Source organism: Sphingomonas sp. UNC305MFCol5.2, assembly GCF_000712135.1.
GTDB lineage: Bacteria > Pseudomonadota > Alphaproteobacteria > Sphingomonadales > Sphingomonadaceae > Sphingomonas.
On the sequence record NZ_JOOE01000001.1, the window covers coordinates 394914 to 408583 of the forward strand.

14 protein-coding genes and 1 tRNA gene are annotated in these 13670 nt (G+C 67.9%); 3 read left to right on the forward strand and 12 right to left on the reverse strand.

The features are described 5' to 3' along the window. The first annotated feature begins 24 nt into the window (after positions 1-24). The 3 genes from BR78_RS0101980 (at position 25) to BR78_RS0101990 (ending at position 3439) form a co-directional block, all read left to right on the forward strand. On the forward strand, positions 25-1995 hold the full coding sequence (locus BR78_RS0101980) for a TonB-dependent receptor family protein (RefSeq protein WP_025561035.1): 1971 nt from the start codon (positions 25-27) through the stop codon (positions 1993-1995). Next, on the forward strand, positions 1995-3320 hold the full coding sequence (locus tag BR78_RS0101985; RefSeq protein WP_029934469.1) for a PepSY-associated TM helix domain-containing protein: 1326 nt from the start codon (positions 1995-1997) through the stop codon (positions 3318-3320). The genes BR78_RS0101980 and BR78_RS0101985 overlap by 1 nt, the downstream gene beginning before the upstream one ends. 44 nt (positions 3321-3364) lie before the next feature. Further along, positions 3365-3439 (forward strand) — tRNA-Glu (locus tag BR78_RS0101990). Positions 3440-3777: 338 nt separating this feature from the next. On the opposite strand, the gene BR78_RS22070 is transcribed toward BR78_RS0101990, so the two are convergent. The 12 genes from BR78_RS22070 to BR78_RS0102050 form a co-directional block, all read right to left on the reverse strand. After that, a complete protein-coding gene (locus BR78_RS22070; RefSeq protein ID WP_081855564.1) occupies positions 3778-3990 on the reverse strand; it encodes an AlpA family phage regulatory protein in 213 nt (70 codons plus the stop codon). 11 nt (positions 3991-4001) lie between these two features. Continuing rightward, positions 4002-4211 (reverse strand): DUF2274 domain-containing protein, encoded by a 210-nt coding sequence (locus BR78_RS0102000; protein ID WP_029934470.1) that lies wholly within the window; start codon positions 4209-4211, stop codon positions 4002-4004. Continuing rightward, positions 4208-5419 carry a TrbI/VirB10 family protein gene (locus BR78_RS0102005; RefSeq protein WP_029934471.1) on the reverse strand — a complete coding sequence of 404 codons (1212 nt, stop codon included), beginning with the start codon at positions 5417-5419 and terminating at the stop codon, positions 4208-4210. The genes BR78_RS0102000 and BR78_RS0102005 overlap by 4 nt, the downstream gene beginning before the upstream one ends. Next, positions 5412-6359, reverse strand: coding sequence for a P-type conjugative transfer protein TrbG (gene trbG / locus BR78_RS0102010; protein ID WP_037565870.1), 948 nt, complete (start codon positions 6357-6359; stop codon positions 5412-5414). Before trbG ends, BR78_RS0102005 begins: the two co-directional genes overlap by 8 nt. Continuing rightward, positions 6356-7120, reverse strand: a complete 765-nt coding sequence (gene trbF / locus BR78_RS0102015) for a conjugal transfer protein TrbF (protein ID WP_037565872.1) — start codon at positions 7118-7120, stop codon at positions 6356-6358. The genes trbG and trbF overlap by 4 nt, the downstream gene beginning before the upstream one ends. Next, positions 7117-8424 carry a P-type conjugative transfer protein TrbL gene (trbL, locus tag BR78_RS0102020; RefSeq protein WP_029934476.1) on the reverse strand — a complete coding sequence of 436 codons (1308 nt, stop codon included), beginning with the start codon at positions 8422-8424 and terminating at the stop codon, positions 7117-7119. The genes trbF and trbL overlap by 4 nt, the downstream gene beginning before the upstream one ends. A 105-nt stretch (positions 8425-8529) precedes the next feature. Beyond that, positions 8530-9255: a P-type conjugative transfer protein TrbJ gene (gene trbJ / locus BR78_RS0102025; protein ID WP_029934478.1), complete on the reverse strand. Its 726-nt coding sequence runs from the start codon at positions 9253-9255 to the stop codon at positions 8530-8532. Between the two features lie 5 nt (positions 9256-9260). Further along, the gene (trbE, locus tag BR78_RS0102030; RefSeq protein ID WP_029934480.1) at positions 9261-11696 is read right to left on the reverse strand and encodes a conjugal transfer protein TrbE; all 2436 of its coding nucleotides are present in this window, start codon (positions 11694-11696) and stop codon (positions 9261-9263) included. Then, complete coding sequence (locus tag BR78_RS0102035) at positions 11690-11962, reverse strand: VirB3 family type IV secretion system protein (RefSeq protein ID WP_029934482.1); 273 nt, start codon at positions 11960-11962, stop codon at positions 11690-11692. Before BR78_RS0102035 ends, trbE begins: the two co-directional genes overlap by 7 nt. Continuing rightward, on the reverse strand, positions 11959-12288 hold the full coding sequence (locus BR78_RS0102040; RefSeq protein ID WP_029934484.1) for a TrbC/VirB2 family protein: 330 nt from the start codon (positions 12286-12288) through the stop codon (positions 11959-11961). The genes BR78_RS0102035 and BR78_RS0102040 overlap by 4 nt, the downstream gene beginning before the upstream one ends. 3 nt (positions 12289-12291) lie before the next feature. Beyond that, the gene (trbB, locus tag BR78_RS0102045) at positions 12292-13272 is read right to left on the reverse strand and encodes a P-type conjugative transfer ATPase TrbB (RefSeq protein WP_029934486.1); all 981 of its coding nucleotides are present in this window, start codon (positions 13270-13272) and stop codon (positions 12292-12294) included. Beyond that, positions 13269-13670: a CopG family transcriptional regulator gene (locus BR78_RS0102050; protein WP_029934488.1), complete on the reverse strand. Its 402-nt coding sequence runs from the start codon at positions 13668-13670 to the stop codon at positions 13269-13271. The genes trbB and BR78_RS0102050 overlap by 4 nt, the downstream gene beginning before the upstream one ends.

Here is a 13670-nt window from a genome sequence, read left to right on the forward strand (position 1 = left end):
TTCGTTCAGTCGAGGAAAACCATCATGTCGTTGATACTTCGCGCCGCGTTCGGCGCACCGCTGCTCGTGGCCGTGCCCGCGGCGGCGCAGGAAGCGCCTTCCAACACCGAGATCGTCGTGACTGCCGAACGGCTGGTCGAGGAAGCCATCCAGCGCGTCGGCGAGACGCCGGGCGGCGCCAATGTCGTCTCCGCCAGCGATTTCGACGAGAAGGTCGCGGTCTCGCTCCGCGACGCGCTCGCTTTCTCGCCCGGCGTCTATGCCCAGCCGCGCTTCGGGCAGGAAGTGCGCCTGTCGATCCGCGGATCTGGGATCAGCCGCGGCTATCACATGCGCGGGCTGACGCTGCTGCAGGACGGTGTGCCGATCAATCTCGCGGACGACAATGGCGACTTCCAGGAGCTGGATCCCGCCTTCCTCCAGCATGTCGAGGTGTTCCGCGGAGCGAACGCGCTGCGCTTCGGCGCTTCGACGCTCGGCGGCGCGATCAACGGCGTCACGCCGACCGGGCGTTCGTCGAACGGCGTGCATTTGCGCGTCGACGGCGGAAGCTTCGACACGTTGCGCGGTTTCGCGAGCGCGGGATTTGCCGATGCGCGCGGCGACGCATGGCTGGCGATCGCCGGCGACCGGTCGGACGGCGATCGCGATCATGCCCGTCGCAAGGCACTGCGAGTCAACGGCAATGTCGGGCTGCGGCTGAGCGAGAGCGTCGAGACGCGCTTCTACGCGAGCGCGCAGACGATCCGGCAGGAGCTGCCCGGCGCGCTGACTTATGCGCAGGTGACCAGCACCCCGCAAACCGGCAGCTCCGTCGGAGATCAGGCGCGCGACATCGATTCGCTGCGGTTGCAAAATCGCACGAGCATCGCGATCGGCAGCGGCAATCTCGATGTCGGGCTGTTCCTCAGCGCCAAACAGCTCCATCACCCGATCTATCAGGTGATCGATCAGAAATCGCTCGACTGGGGCAGCTATGCCCGGCTCGACCAGAATTTCGGCGCGCTCGGGCTGACCGCCGGCGTGACCGCGCGGTTCGGCAACATCGCCTCGCGCCGCTTCGTCAACGTGAACGGCGAGCAAGGCGCGAAGACCTTCGCGGCCGACCAGCAGGCTCGCACGATCGACGCCTATGCCGAGGCGCGCGTGCGCCCGGTGCCGGCGCTGACGCTGATCGCAGGCGCAGTCTACACCTCGGGGCTGCGGCGGCAGGACCAGGTCTTCCCGACCATAGCGAGCGGCCGTGCCAGCTTCGATCAGCTCTCGCCCAAGCTCGGGTTGCTCTACGAACCGGTGCGCAATGTGCAGCTCTACGCCAATCTCAGCCGCAGCCACGAGTTGCCGGGCTTTATCGAGCTTGCCCAGATCTCGAGCTTCGTGCCGCTCGATGCACAGCGCGGCTGGACCGCGGAGATTGGCGGGCGCGGCAGGATCGGACCGTTGCGCTTCGATCTGAGCGTCTATCGCGCGGATCTCGACGGCGAACTGCTCCAGTACAATATCGCGCCACCGACGATCCCCGCCGCCACGTTCAACGCCGGAAAGACACGGCATCAGGGCGTCGAGCTGGGGCTCGATCTCGATCTCGCCACATGGGCTCGGCTGCGGCAGGTCTATATGTGGAGTGACTTCCGCTTCCGGGACGACGCCCAGTTTGGCGACAATCGCCTGCCGGTGGTCCCCGAGCATCTCTACCGCGCCGAGTTGCGGCTCGGCGGCGAAGCGCTGCACGTATCGCCCAATATCGAATGGACGCCGCGCGGCGGCTGGGCGGACTATGCCAACAGCTTCCGCACCAGCGGCTATGTGCTGTTCGTGCTGAGCGCCGAGGCGCGGGTCGATGAGCGCTTCACGTTGTTCGCCGATGCGCGCAACCTCGGCGGCCGCAAGGCGGCGGGGGATATCTCAGCGGTGGTGCAATACACACCGGCGAGCGCGATCTTCTACCCGGTCGAACGGCGCAGCGTGTTTGCCGGCGTGCGGGCGGCGTTCTGATGGCGACGAGCGCGCGCTGGTACAATGCGGTGTGGCGCTGGCATTTCTATGCCGGGCTGTTCTGCATGCCCTTCGTCCTGTGGCTCGCGACGACGGGGACGATCTATTTGTGGAAACCGCAGATCGAAGCGTGGCTGGAGCGGCCGTACGACACGTTGACGCCGTCGGGGCCGCGAGCGAGCGCCGATGCGCAAGTGAAAGTCGCGCTCGCCGCGGTTCCGGGGGCGGTGCTGCACAAATATCAGCTTCCGCAAGCACCGGGCGAGGCGGCGCGCGTCATCCTCGGCAGGGACGGCCGCGAGACGCGCGTCTATGTCGATCCGTATCGCCTGCGCGTCCTCCGCACCGAGACCGAGAGCGAACGGCCGATGCGCGTGATCTCCGACCTGCACGGCACGTTCCGCGCGGGCAATCCGGGGAGCTGGCTGGTCGAGATCGCCGCCTGCTGGACAGTGACGATGCTGCTGACCGGGCTCTATCTCTGGTGGCCGCGGCGCACGCGGGGGCTGGGCGGCGTGCTCTATCCGCGGCTGCGCGGCGGCAAGCGGCTGTTCTGGCGCGACCTGCATGCCGTGTCGGGGATCTGGGTGGCGGTGCTGGCGCTTTTCCTGATCTCGACCGGGCTGCCCTGGGCCAAATTCTGGGGGAGCTATTTCAAGGACGTGCGTGCAATCACCGGGACGCTCGACGGACCGCAGGACTGGCCCACCGGCGCACGCAACGCGATGCTGGGCGATCATGCCGAGCATGAAGGGATGACGATGCCGCACGCGCCGGCGCTCGGCGGTGATCTCGATCGCGTCGTGGCGGCCGTCTATCCGCTCGGCATCGCCCCGCCGGTGCTTCTCGCGCCGCCCGCCGCCAGGGGCACGGCGTGGACCGTGACTTCGGATGCCGCCAATCGGCCGTTGCGCACCAGCATCACGGTGGACGGCCGCAGCGGCGCCCTCACCTCCCGCCGCGACTTCGCCGAGCGCCACTGGCTCGATCGCGCGGTCGGCTATGGAATCGCCGCACATGAGGGCACGCTGTTCGGAGTCGCCAACCAGTTGCTCGGCACGCTCACTGCGTTGCTTCTCGCTACCCTGTCGGCTTCAGGTGTGGTGATGTGGTGGCGCCGGCGTCCGGACGGCTCGCTGGGCGCACCCGTTCCGCTGTCGCGGCCGCGTTATGGGCCGCTGCTGATCGGCGCGATTCTATTGCTTGCGATGGCGATGCCGTTGTTCGGCGCCACCCTCGTGTTGGCGGCGATGTGCGACCGCCTGCTGCTTCCCCGCTGGCCTGTCGCGCAGCGCTGGCTCGGTCTGGTGCCGATACGTGCTTGACGGATGAGCAAGCTCCCCCTAATTGCCCGCCTTCCGCAGCACATGGCCCCTTCGTCTAGCGGTTAGGACGTCGCCCTCTCACGGCGAAAACACGAGTTCGATTCTCGTAGGGGTCACCAATGTTTTCAAGCACTTAGTTTGAAAATTGAGTTGCAAAATGCAACACGTCTAATTTTCGTCTAATATGCGTTTTCGGATCGTGCCGGATATCGTCGGACGGAACGTGAGGGATGGTGTCGCAATACCATGCTCGCATGACGCTCCACCTGCGACGATTCGCCGCAGCTCCTTTGAACGCAACTGAAGCGAAGCTCAGCAGGCGACACGCACCACAACTTTTTGAAGCGCTTGGTCAGCGGGTGGCGCCCTGCAGGGACGGCGGTTGCTGCGCGCGGGTAGGATGGCGCATCACTCAAATAGAGGACCCGCCAGTGCCGACACTCCCGGTGCAGGAAAATCACTGCGCCACCAGCCTGCGCTCCACTGCCGCCCTGAGGCTTTCGACCAGAATGAAGGTACACCGCCGATCCTTCGCGATCTGCAGCTCACCGGACGCGATCAATTCATAAATCCGCGACCGGCTAAACCCGGTCATTGCCACTGCCTGCGGTATGCGAACACTGATCGGGAAGATCTCTGGACGCGCACTTCTCTCGGTTTGGATCGGCACAACACCCTCCCCTATTTCTTGCGGCGCGCGAAGCTGCGGTCTGCATCAAGGAAGCCGGCAAGCATCGCCGGCACCAACTCGGTGACCGGCTCTTCGACGCCATAGGATTCGGCGTAGGCCGCGGCATAGTCCTGCAGGCGCCGGTGCAGTTCGGGCGTGATCGAGATCGTCAGCCGGGCCGGCGTGCGGTCGGGCAGCTTCGCGAGCCGAAGGCCGGTCATGGCCGCACTCCGGTCCAGGGCGCGAGCACCAGATCCTTGTGCAAGATAACGCGAAGGGGCCAGCCCGGCCGCACCTTGATCGTCGGCTGGACGTCAAGCGCCTTTTGCACGAGCCGGTCGCCGGCGCGCGCGCCGCTCTGCTGGGCGGACTCGCGTATTGCCCGGACCAGATCGCTCTCGTCATTGCCCAGCGAAAGCTGGGTGCCGACGCCGAGCAAGGTGGAGAGCCCAACCCCTTTCAGCACCTGCCAGCTATGCTGGTCGAGTTTGTCCGAAAGCCCGGTATAGCCCTGGGTATCGGTGGCAGGGAGATTGTCGACGGCGATCGAGCTGCCGTCAGGCATCAGGATGCGCTGCCAGACGACGAGCGCACGCGTCTGGCCAAAGGCGACCACCGAATCATAGCGGCCGAGGAGCCGCGCGCCTTGGGGGATGAGCAGCGTCCTTCCGGTCGCGCTATCGAATACGGGCTGGGTGACCTGACCGATGACGAAGCCAGGCAGGTCGGAATTGAGCCCGGTGAGGAGACTGGCCGCGATCACGCTGCCGGCGTTGAGCACCGTCGGCGAGGCCGCCGGCTGGAGCCGTCCGGAATCGACCGTCGCACCGTCCGCACGGTGCTCCAGAAAGGTTTGCTTCGGCGCAGGGGCGTTCGGATCGGGAAGCGGAAATGCCGGAGCGGGTGGCGACGCAGCCATCGCCGCTACCGGGTCGGCAGCGCCGACCCTTTGCCCCGACCGGCCGACTTCGGCAAAGACGCCTGTCTCACGCGCGGCCTTCTGTTCGGCGGCGAAGCGCTGACGCTCGGTCGCCTCGGCTTGTGCCGCCGCGTCGTCCGTCGAGCCCGCGGACCGCGCAAGACTGCGCTGATGCTCGAGAATCGGGCGACCGAGATCACCAGGAAGCGGCGGCCCGAGCTGCGGAATGTCGCCATAGCCCTTGGGCGCCTTGCCGAGCGCATCGTCCGGCACCCGCGCGCGCGGATTGGCGTCCCCCTCCGCGGTTACTCCCGGCGTGAAATGGATCGGCTTGAGGCCCAGCCAGGCGATGCCGGCGAGCGCGCTCGAGCCGAGCAGCGCCGCGCAGACGATCACGCCGCGCCGGAAGCGAACGACCCGCCGCGGCCTGGCGCGCAGCACGAGTGCTTCCGGGTCGCGCTTGGGCTCCGGCAATGGGATCGCCTCGGCCTCGACAGGCGACTCAGTCATGGCGTCCTCCCCGCGGCTCGCGCCCATCGTCGCGCGCGATGCGGACGATCCGCTGCTTCTTGCCGCCGAGCCGGAGCTCGGCCACGGCGAACAACCGGTCGACGATGTAGAAGCGGCCGGCCATGCGATAATTGACCAGCTCCGCCGTGCCGTCGGGGCCGATCACGAACAAGGGTGGCGCCTCGTCCTGGGCGATGCCGGCCGGAAATTCGATGAAGGTCTGACGGCCATCGTCGAAGGCGCGCAGCGGCCGCCAGGCCGGATGGTCGCCGCTGATGCGATAGGCAAAGCGCAGCGCTTCGAGCGGGACGCCGGCTGCCACCGGCCGCGCAGCTTCTGCCGCGGCAGCCTCGCGTCTCAGCGCGATCAGCGTGTCCGCCGGATAGATCCAGGACACCGCGGCCATCGCCGTGGCCTGGGTGCTCGCCAGCTCGAGATGGTAGCTCCGCCGGTCGGTGGTCACGACGAGGTTGGTCGCGAGCCCGGCACTGAACGGCTTGAGCAGGATATGCGTTCGCTTGCCTTCGCCGCGGCCGCTGCTGGTGTCCCCTATCGTCCAGCGGGTGCTGTCGCCCGCCGCGATCGCGACCAGCGCCTCGCCCGGCTGCAGCGCGATGTCGGTGACACGCTCGGGCGCGGCGAACACGCGATAGAGCGCTCCCTCGGCATAGGGGTAGATCTGCACTGCGTTGCGATAGCCGGCGGCGCTCGGCTCGCGGGTCGCGTTGCGGTTCGCCTGAGCAACCCGTCCGGCGGCAGCCGGCAGGCGGTATGTCCGAGGCGGGGCGACGGGCACCGGATCCGATATGCGGGTCGGCGCCGGCGCGGCGACGTGCGCTGGTGGCGTTGCGGCTGGCGTCGGTGTCGGGAGCGGAGCGGTCTGGGCATAAGCGGCGGCGCCCAGCATCAGGCCGGGCATGGGCAGGAGATGGCGGATCATTGCACGGACTCCGGTTTGGGTTCGGGGGGTGGCACCGCAGCTGGAGTGGCTGGCGGACCTGACGCGGACGGCACAGGCGGATCGAGCTCGCGACTCCAGTCGACGGCATCGACATAGAGGCCGAGCGGGTTGCGCCGGAGCAGGTCCGCGGTCTTGGGCGGACGCAGCCGGATCGTGAGGATCGCGGTCCAGCGGGTCGTGCCGGCGAGGCTGCCGCGGGCGAAAGCGCTCTCGATCCATTTCACCTGAAACGAGCTCGGCGAAGCGCGCACGATGCTCGTTACCTGGACCGACACCGATTTCTCGCCGACCTGCTCGAACGGTCTGGCGGCACGGGCATATTCGCTGAGCTGGACGTTGCCGCGTTCGGTGACAAAGTCATAGGCCTGCAGCCAGTTCTGCCGCATCAGCACCGGGTCGAGCGACACCGACCGTATGTCCTGGATGAAGCGGCTCAGAAACCATGCGATCTGCGGATCGGTCGGCTCGTAGTCAGCGTCCGCGGGCGCGACCGCCTGGGCCTGGCCGAGATTGTCGACCGCGACGACATAGGGGACGACGCGGCTCTGCATCGACTGCCAAACCAAAGCGGCAGATAGCGCGGCCGCCAGGCCGAGCCCGCCAAAGGCCATCAACCGCCAGCTATGCGCCTGGACCCGCGCCGAACCGATCCGCTCGTCCCACAATTGCCCCGCGCGTTGATACGCCGTCTCGGGTTCGGGGGTGCGCCCAAAACGCTGGCTGTTCCTTCGGAACTTCATCCTTCGTCCCTTTCCTTGATGTCGGGGGTGGCGGAGGCGCCGCCGCGATCGCCTTCCTTCACTGTCTGGAGCGCCATGTGGCGGTGGTGGCGGGCGGTTTGCTCGGCGCGCAGATCCCGCGCCCAGCCGGGCATGGCCCCGCTTTGCCCTTCGGAGCCCGGTTGCGACGGCCCAGAGCGGACCGAGCCAGCATTCCAGGCAGCGTTGCGCCCGCGCTCCGCGGCCTGACCCAGGCCCAAAGCCGCTCCGGCACGCTGGCGCATGGCACCGGCGGCAGCGGTGCCGACGCCGGAAAGCCCGGCGCCGACACTCGGCGAGCCCGCGGTTTTCTGGCCGAGCTTGTATGCGGTCGAGGCAGCACTCCCCATGGCGGTTCCCGCCCGGATCGCGCCCAGCCCGCCGCCGGCAGCCATCCGGGCGGCGCCGGCCACGGCGCCGCCGCCAAGCATTGCGCCGCCGGCCACCGCGGCAGCGGTGCCGATCGCTGCGCCTGCACCGAGCTGGGGCGCGCCAGCGACCAGGCCGGAAGCGACGGACGGTCCGAAGATGCCGAGGCCGAGCAAGGTGAGGCTGGCAAGGACGAGGCTCATTGCCTGGCCGAGGTCGGGCTCGGTGCCTGTCACCGCCTCGGAGAACTCGGTGAAATAGCCCGAGCCGATGCCAATGATCACGGCCAACACCATGACCTTGATGCCCGAACTCACCACCGAACCGAGCGTGCGCTCGGCGAGAAAACTGGTCCGGTTCCACAGGGCGAACGGCACCAGCACGAACCCGGCGAGCGTGGTCAGCTTGAACTCGAGGATGGTGATGAAGACCTGGACCGCGAGCACGAAGAACGCGACGATGGTGATCGCCCAGGCGATCAGGAGCACCATGATCGTCATGAAGTTGCTGAAGAAGCTGGTGAAGCCGAGCAGTTCCGTGGCCTGATCGAGCAGCGGCCAGGCCGCCGAGAAACCCGCACCCGCAAGACGCCCCGGCTGGAGCAACTGGTCTGCGGTCATCGTGCCCCCGGCTGCGGTCAGGCCGGCTTGGGTGAAAGAGCGGAAGATGATTTCGGCAAGCCGGGAGAAATTGTTGAGGATGAACGCGAAGACGCCGACATAGAGGATCTTGCGCAGCAGCTTGCCGAGCACGTCGGTCTCGCCGCCCATCGCCCAGAACAGCCCGGCAAGCGTGATGTCGATGGCGATCAGCACGCTGGTGAGGAAGCCGACGTCCGGTCCGAGCAGCCCGAAACCGCTGTCGATATAGCGGCTGAAGTCCGCCAGGAAGCGGTCGATCACATTGAGGTCGTTCATCATGGTGCATCCTCAAGGCGCATTGGGTGCCGCAGGACGCGTGCGCGGGGGCAACGCAGCGCCCTGCGGCGCTCGGCAACGGGGGGAAACGCCGCCGGGGAGAGGTCAGCGCGGCGAATAGGCAGTGCCGGATCCGAGAAATTTGCGGGTGGCAGCATGCGCGTCGAGCTCGGCCTGGGCGCGGCGCGCGGAATCGGTCGCCTCGGCGCGGAACTGCGCGGCCAGCAATTGCTGGATCTGGAACTGCTGCTTGGCGGCGAGCGCGAGGAGCTGGTTGGTCGCCTGGGCGACCTGCAGCCCGCCGACCGCATTCTGGCTCTTCTCCGACAGCCTGGCGAGCGTTGCCGCGTCCGCCTCGATATTCTCGGCGACATCGGCCTGGACCTTCATCGTCTGGCGAAAGCCCGCCATCGCCGTGTCGAGCCGGGCTTTGGCCTGGGCTGCGACCGCGCTGGCGCCGACCCGGGCATCGAAGTCCGGAAAGAGCTGGCGAAACTGCTGATCGACCTGGCCGGTGCGGAAGGCGATGCCCTGCGCCTGCTGGATCAGCGCACCGACCGCTTTCATCCTAGAGACCAGCCCGGCGAGATCGGGAAAGTCGGTGCGCGCGAGGTTGCGCTCCATGTTGCGGAGCATCGCCGCTTCGTTCTGCAGCGACTGGATCTGGTTGTTGATCTGCTGGAGCGTCCGCGCCGCCGTCAACAAATTCTGGCTGTAGTTCGTCGGATCGAACACCGTGATCTGGGCAGCGGCGAGGCTGGGAATGCCTAGCGCCGCGATTCCGACGGGAAACGCAGCGCGCAGGAGCAGCGGGGCAAACGAGCGGGACATGGAACTCACTCCTTCGATGAGATGGAGGCGGAGCCGGTCAGGATATCGGCCGCCCAATCCAGACCGGCGGATTGGAGGAAGCGGGCAGCGAACTGATCGAAGGCCCCCTCGGCCAGCGCGGCGTCGATCCGCTTCTGGCTGTCGGGGTCGGAGGCGCCGCAGAGCGCGAGTGCCAGCGGTCCCAGACCAAGCTCGAACAGGCGGTTGCCCTGCGCCGACTGGAGATAATAATGGCGCTTGGGTGTGGCCTGGCTGACCAGCTCGATCTGGCGGTCGTTCAAGCCGAAGCGCTGGTAGATCTCCCGGAGCTGCGGTTCGGCCGCGCGATCGTTGGGCAGCAGAATCCGCTGCGGACAGCTCTCGAGCAACGCCGGCGCGATCGCCGAGCCCGCGATATCGGCGAGGCTCTGGGTCGCGAAGACGACCGCGACATTCTTCTTGCGCAGGACCTTGAGCCATTCGCGGATGCGCGCCGCGAACAGCGGGTGGTCGAGGAAGATCCAGGCCTCGTCGAGCACCAGCAAGGTCGGGCGGCCGGTGAAGCGGGCCTCCAGCCTGTGGAAGAGATAATGGAGCACTGGCGCGACCACGCCCGGCTGGCCCATCAGCGCCTCGGTCTCGAAGCATTGGAGGCCAGCCAGCGCGAGGTCGTCCTCGGCGGCATCGAGCAGCCGCCCATAAGGCCCTTCGAGCGTATAAGGCGCAAGCGCGGCGCGCAGCGCCGAAGATTGGAGCAGCAACGCGAGGCCAGTCAGCGTCCGCTGTTCGACCGGCGCGCTGGCGAGGCTCAAGAGCGCCGACCAGAGCATGTCCTTCAGTTCGGGCGTGACCGCGACGCCCTCATGCGCGAACAAGGCGGCGATCCACTCGCTAGCCCAGGCGCGTTCCTCGGCGCGATCGATGCGCCGCAGCGGCTGGAAGGCGATCGTGGCCCCGGCATCGCTGCCGAGCCCGAGCGCGTGATGTGCGCCGCCCATGGCCAGCACCGCCGCCCGCGCCGACAGGCCCTTGTCGAAGACATAAACCTGCGCACCTGGATAGCGCCGGAACTGCAAGGCGAGCAGCGCGAGCAGCACCGACTTGCCCGCGCCGGTCGGCCCCACGATCAGCATATGGCCGACATCGCCGACATGGGTGGAGAGCCGAAACGGCGTCGCGCCGCTCGTGTCGGCATACAGGAGCGGCGGACCGTCCAGATGCACGTTGCGCTCGGGGCCTGCCCAGACGCTGGAGAGCGGGATCAGATGCGCCAGGTTGAGCGTGTGAACCAAAGGCTGGCGGACATTGGCATAGGCATGGCCGGGCAGGCTCGACAGCCAGGCCTCGACTGCGTTGACGGTCTCGCGCCGACAAGTGAAACCGAGGCCGTTGACGATCCGCTCGACCGCGCGAACCTTGGCCTCGACCGCCGTGCGGTCGACGTCCGTCACCGTCACCGTGGCCGTCAGATAGCCGAAGGCGACATGATCCTGGCCAAGGGCCTGGAGCGCGGCATCGCTGTCGGCGACCTTGTTGTCGGCATCGCTGTCGGTGAGCTGGGCCGGCTGGTTGTACATCACCTCGCGCAGCATTGCCGTGACCGACTTGCGCTTGTTGAACCATTGCCGGCGGATGCGGGTCAGGGCCCGTGTCGCCTCGCCCTTGTCGAGCGCGACGAAGCGCGTGACCCAGCGATAGGCGAAGTCCTGGTGGTTGAGCGCATCGAGCAGCCCGGGGCGGCTAAGCCCCGGAAAGCCGGCGACGGTCAAGGTGCGGACATGCGTCGGCCCAAGCATCGGCTCGAGCCCGCCGGTCAGCTCGGTATCGACGAGCAGTCCGTCGAGATAGAGGGGCGTCTCGGGTACCGCGATCCGGTGGGCTCGCTCCGAAATGGTGCCGTGCAGATAGGTCAGCGTGCCGGCATCGTCGAGCGCGCGCATCTCGGGGAGCAGCGCCGAAAACAAATCGCCGATCCGGTCGGTCTCGCCGGCGAACCGGGCCAGCGCCGCGCGCCAGTCCCGGCCCTTCCCTTCCCCGCCCTCGAGCACCGCCCGACTGGCCGCGTCGGTGCTGTCGGGCTCGGGCAGATATTGCAGGGTCAGATAATAACGGCTCTCATAATGCGCGCGGCCGCCCTCGAACGCGTCCCGGCGTTCGGCATCGACCAGCGCGGACATGGGATCGGGAAAATCGCTCGCCGGATAGCCAGGCGCCGGGCGCCGTTCGGCCTCGACATAGAGGGCCCAGCCCGATCCGAGGCGGCGCAGGACATTGTTGGTCCGGGCGGCGATGGCGACCAGCTCCGCGTCGGTCGCGCTTTCCAGATCCGGGCCGCGAAACGCGAAGCTGCGCTGGAAGCTGCCATCCTTGTTGAGGACGATGCCGGGCGCGACCAGTGCCGCCCAGGGAAGATGGTCGGCCAGGCGGTCGGCGCGGCTGCGATATTCGCGCAAGGCTAGCATGCGAGGCGTCCCTTCTGGCGCAGATGGCGGAGCAGGATGGGCAGGAATTCGGGGTCGCGCCGCGCGGCGAAGACCGCGAGGCTATGGCCCAGCAGCCAGAGCGCGAGGCCGGCCAACCACTGCTGGAGCCCGAGCCCCACCGCCGCGGCGAGCGTGCCGTTGATGATGGCGAGCCCGCGCGGCGCGCCGCCCAGCAGGATCGCCTCGGTCAAGGAGCGGAAGACGGGAACCTCGAAGCCGTCGATATGCTGGCCGGCCGCGTTCATGACAACAGCGCCCCGCCGCCGAAGGAGAAGAAGGAAAGGAAAAAGCTCGAGGCCGCGAAGGCGATCGAGAGGCCGAAGATGATCTGGATGAGACGGCGGAAGCCCCCGGCGGTATCGCCGAAGGCAAGAGTCAGGCCGGTGGTGATGATGATGATCACCGCGACGATCTTGGCGACCGGTCCCTGCACCGACTCGAGCACCTGCTGGAGCGGCTCTTCCCAGGGCATACCCGAGCCCGAGGCCTGGGCGGCGCCGGCAAAGACGAGCATCGCGCAAGCGGCGAGCCAGGGCGCGGCGCGGCGGTCGAGCGGGATCGAACGGAACATGGTTCAGTCTCCTTGGGGCTGCGTGAAGGGAGCGAAGTCGCGGATCGCGTAGTTGCCGTCGGGGTCGATCCCGGCGAGCGCGGCGATGGTTTCGATGCGGCGCGCAGCGCCGCGGCCCGCGATGAACACGATCAGGTCGATCGCCTCGGCGATCAGCCGGCGCGGGACAGTGACCACCGCTTCCTGGACGAGCTGCTCGAGCCGGAAGAGCGCGGCCGCGGCGCTGTTGGCATGGACGGTCGCGATGCCGCCGGGGTGGCCGGTGTTCCAGGCCTTGAGCATGTCGAGCGCCTCGGGGCCTCGTATCTCGCCGACGATGATGCGGTCGGGGCGCAGGCGCAGGGTCGAGCGGACGAGATCTGCCATGGTGACGATGCCGGGCCGCGTGCGAAGCGCGACGGTATCGGGCGCGGGGCATTGCAGCTCGCGCGTGTCCTCGATCAGAATGACGCGCTCATCCAGGCTTGCCATCTCGGCGAGCAGTGCATTGGCGAGCGTGGTCTTGCCCGAGCTGGTGCCGCCGGCGACCAGGACGCTGCGGCGCTCGCGGACCGCCAGCGCGAGCAACGTCGCGCCTTCCTCCGACAAAATGCCGTCGCGGACATAATCCATGAGCGTGTAGAGCCGAGTGGCCGGCTTGCGGATCGAGAAGCAGGGCGCGCGCGTGACGGGCGGCAGCACGCCTTCGAACCGCTCGCCGCCGCCAGCGCCGTGCGCGGGCAGCTCCGCCGAGACGATCGGCGCGTCAGCATGCGCTTCGGTACGGGCATGCGTGGCGACAAGCCGGATGATCCGCTCGACCTGTTCCGGCTCGACCCGCAACTCGGTATCGACCCTGCCTTCACCCAACAGGTCGAGCCGGAGGGCGCCGTCGGGATTGACCATGATCTCGAGCACGCGCGGATCGCCGAGCGCGGCCGCGATCCCCGGCCCCATGGCAGTCTGGAGCATCGCGCGTCGGCGGTCATCGGCTTGGGCAATCATTGGCAGCCCTCCCCCTCCGCCGATCCAAAGGCACGGCGATCGTCGGCAATCCGGCGGCCGACTTCGGCGATGAATGCCTCGAACCGGTCCCGGCCGATGGCGCGCGCCGCGGCATCGGCCTCGGGGAGCGGCGCCTGGATCGTCAGTTGCCACAGCACGAACAGCGCGAAGCTCTCGAGCTGGATGTCGAGATCGCGGCGTAGCCGGCCGAGCTCGGCGCCGATCCGGTCGAGCCGGACCTTGAGCATATCGTCGAGCTCGCGGGTGCCGCGGCGCTTGAGATAGGCACGCAGCGCATCGGAGACGATCGCGGACTTGGAGGTACCCGGCTTTGCCGCCAGCGCCTCGAGCTCGGCGGTCAGGCCCTCGTCAAAATAGAGATGGTGCCGCGGTTTCAT

Coding starts and splice junctions, on each gene's coding strand:
- trbJ (WP_029934478.1), bottom strand. CDS start 9,255: ATGTCCCGCTCGTTTGCCCCGCTGCTCCTGCGCGCTGCGTTTCCCGTC.
- BR78_RS0101985 (WP_029934469.1), top strand. CDS start 1,995: ATGGCGACGAGCGCGCGCTGGTACAATGCGGTGTGGCGCTGGCATTTC.
- BR78_RS0102005 (WP_029934471.1), bottom strand. CDS start 5,419: ATGACTGAGTCGCCTGTCGAGGCCGAGGCGATCCCATTGCCGGAGCCC.
- BR78_RS0102035 (WP_029934482.1), bottom strand. CDS start 11,962: ATGAACGCGGCCGGCCAGCATATCGACGGCTTCGAGGTTCCCGTCTTC.
- trbB (WP_029934486.1), bottom strand. CDS start 13,272: ATGATTGCCCAAGCCGATGACCGCCGACGCGCGATGCTCCAGACTGCC.
- trbF (WP_037565872.1), bottom strand. CDS start 7,120: ATGAAGTTCCGAAGGAACAGCCAGCGTTTTGGGCGCACCCCCGAACCC.
- BR78_RS0101980 (WP_025561035.1), top strand. CDS start 25: ATGTCGTTGATACTTCGCGCCGCGTTCGGCGCACCGCTGCTCGTGGCC.
- BR78_RS0102050 (WP_029934488.1), bottom strand. CDS start 13,670: ATGAAACCGCGGCACCATCTCTATTTTGACGAGGGCCTGACCGCCGAG.
- trbL (WP_029934476.1), bottom strand. CDS start 8,424: ATGAACGACCTCAATGTGATCGACCGCTTCCTGGCGGACTTCAGCCGC.
- BR78_RS0102040 (WP_029934484.1), bottom strand. CDS start 12,288: ATGTTCCGTTCGATCCCGCTCGACCGCCGCGCCGCGCCCTGGCTCGCC.
- BR78_RS0102000 (WP_029934470.1), bottom strand. CDS start 4,211: ATGACCGGCCTTCGGCTCGCGAAGCTGCCCGACCGCACGCCGGCCCGG.
- trbG (WP_037565870.1), bottom strand. CDS start 6,359: ATGATCCGCCATCTCCTGCCCATGCCCGGCCTGATGCTGGGCGCCGCC.
- trbE (WP_029934480.1), bottom strand. CDS start 11,696: ATGCTAGCCTTGCGCGAATATCGCAGCCGCGCCGACCGCCTGGCCGAC.